The 1,475-nt window shown below is 66.8% G+C and carries 2 protein-coding genes; one reads left to right on the top strand and one right to left on the bottom strand.

Going from position 1 to position 1,475, the window contains the following annotated elements:
• Positions 1-891, top strand: an 891-nt coding sequence (locus ABT004_RS36460; protein WP_351346136.1) for a hypothetical protein, incomplete at its 5' end; no start/stop codon positions are given.
• Positions 892-990: 99 nt separating this feature from the next.
• On the opposite strand, the gene ABT004_RS36455 is transcribed toward ABT004_RS36460, so the two are convergent.
• A partial coding sequence (locus ABT004_RS36455; protein WP_351346133.1) for a hypothetical protein occupies positions 991-1,475 on the bottom strand: 485 nt, incomplete at its 5' end.

Genomic DNA, 1,475 nt, shown 5'->3' with positions numbered 1-1,475 from the left:
TGGCACCAGGTCGACGCCCTCGGACAGTTCCGCTACGTCCCACCGTTCTCCCTGCCGGTTCGACTGTTCGTCGAAGCAAAGTACGTGGCCACGAAGGTGCAGCTGCACACCGTGCGGAACGGCCACGGCGTGATCCATGACGTGAACGAGGGTGAGATCACCACGCTCACCGCTCCCGGGACCGGTCGGCCACGGACGCGATACCGCTACAGCTACGCGATCTTCTCCACCGCCGGCTTCAGCCCGGCGGCACAGGATTACGCGCTGGCTCATCAGATATCCCTGATCGACCTGTCCGCGCCGGATTTCGCCGTACTGCGCAACCTCGTCAAGGACACCGCTGACGCCATTCACGCAGTCCTCAAGGCGAGTTCGGCCGCCGAGCGGCCGAAGGTGCGCGATATGCGGACCTATCTTCGCGGCCCGCTGCTGGGAATGGATCCGGGGCACATCGAACTGCCCGACTCGATTCGCGGCCCACTCGATGATTTGGCTCAGGCATTGTATAGCCGGTCACAGCTCGGTCTGGTCCTGGCGTTCCCCGCGGCCCCGTTCGTTCTGGGACTGGCATCGGACGATCTGTACTCATTCGTGGACTACGCGAGAGAGCATCCCACGCACGCGGTGCGCCTTCGCCGCGTCAATCAGCCTGCCTCTCACCCCGTTTGGGAACTGCGCTCGGCGGAGCACCCCGAGGCGTACGCGCTGCGATTCGGTCTGCCGGAACGGGTAGAAAGGTGGATTGTCGCGCAGGATGAAGGAATGCCCTCGCGGACCCGGTACGTCAAGCGCAGCATGCTGTCGACCATGACCCTGTACTGGATGCACGAGGAGCACGCCCAGACCTTCCAGCTCCGCTACGAGCCAGGCGAACTCCGCCTCGACGGCTGATCCCCCGTGCCGCCGCGGCTCCAGGGCCAAACGACGAAACCCCGGTGCCGTGCCGGCCGGGAGGGCAGGCTCGGACACCGGGGCAGATGCAGGAGCGGGTCAGCGTGCGGCGCGCGCCTTGGCGAGCGCCTTGTTCAGGTGGGCGTCCACGAGGCCCGGCGAGCCGGACACGAGGACCAGGATGTTGCAGGTGCGGATGGCCGTCTGCTTGACGACGCTGCGCTGCCCGCCGGCGGAGAAGGTGAGCAGCTGGCTCCACTGCTCGTCGCCGAGTTCCGGCGCGGCCGACTTGGCAGTGCCCATGTCGACGAGCGTGCTGCCCGACGCCACCTGATAGGAGGGGCAGGAGAGCATCGCGTCGAAGACCTTCGAGATGCCCTTGGACAGCTTCGCCGGGCTGTCGCTGTACAGCTCCTCGCTGACCTCGGAGGTGCTGCTGGCGGTGTAGGTGAAGGCCACCTTCGCCTTGCGGGCGAAGTCGAGACCGGTGCCGGCGGCTGTGTCGCCGCCGAGCTTCTCCAGCGCCGGGCATCCGATCACGGTCACGTCGTCGTTGTGGCGAGGGGCCTCGGGCTTGCGGGTGT

Source organism: Streptomyces sp. NPDC002790 (assembly GCF_040295505.1).
Classification (GTDB): domain Bacteria; phylum Actinomycetota; class Actinomycetes; order Streptomycetales; family Streptomycetaceae; genus Streptomyces.
The sequence above is the reverse complement of the archived record's forward strand: the minus strand, read 5'-3'. Positions and strand labels throughout refer to the sequence as shown.